Source organism: Streptosporangium vulgare, from assembly GCF_042428775.1.
In the GTDB taxonomy this organism is placed as follows: domain Bacteria; phylum Actinomycetota; class Actinomycetes; order Streptosporangiales; family Streptosporangiaceae; genus Streptosporangium; species Streptosporangium vulgare.
In genome coordinates this window covers 1-771 of sequence record NZ_JBHMBS010000133.1, presented here as the reverse complement: position 1 = coordinate 771, position 771 = coordinate 1, and the positions used below count along the sequence as shown (strand labels likewise).

Below are 771 nucleotides of genomic sequence, written 5' to 3'. Positions count from 1 at the left end.
GACTCAGAAGTCCATGTCGCCGCCGCCGGGCATGGCGGGGGCGGCTCCGGCCTTCTCGGGCTTCTCGGCGATGACGGCCTCGGTGGTGAGGAACAGCGCCGCGATGGACGCCGCGTTCTGCAGCGCCGAGCGCGTCACCTTGGCCGGGTCGATGATGCCCGTCTCGAACAGGTTGACGTACTCGCCGGTGGCGGCGTTGAGGCCCTCGCCCGGGGGAAGGTTGCGCACCTTCTCCACCACGACACCACCCTCGAGACCGGCGTTGACGGCGATCTGCTTGAGCGGCTCCTCCAGAGCCTTCTTCACGATCGCGGCACCGGTGGCCTCGTCGCCGAACAGCTCCAGCTTGTCGAAGGCCTTCGCGCCGGCCTGCAGCAGCGCCACGCCGCCGCCGGGGACGATGCCCTCCTCCACGGCCGCCTTGGCGTTGCGCACGGCGTCCTCGATGCGGTGCTTGCGCTCCTTGAGCTCGACCTCGGTCGCGGCGCCGGCCTTGATGACGGCCACGCCGCCGGCCAGCTTGGCCAGCCGCTCCTGGAGCTTCTCGCGGTCGTAGTCGGAGTCGGTGTTGTCGATCTCGGCGCGGATCTGGTTGACCCGGCCGGCGATCTGCTCGGCGTCGCCGGCACCGTCGACGATGGTGGTCTCGTCCTTGGTGACGATGACCTGGCGGGCGCGGCCGAGCTGGTCCAGGGTGGTGGACTCCAGCTTCAGGCCGAGGTCCTCGCTGATGACCTGGGCACCGGTCAGGATGCCGATGTCGCCCAGCAT

At 70.0% G+C, this 771-nt stretch carries 1 protein-coding gene; it reads right to left on the bottom strand.

Features of this window, described 5'->3' with window-relative positions:
- Positions 1-3 precede the first annotated feature (3 nt).
- The coding region (locus ACFFRH_RS44325) for a TCP-1/cpn60 chaperonin family protein (protein WP_386164217.1) at positions 4-771 on the bottom strand (768 nt) is incomplete at its 5' end.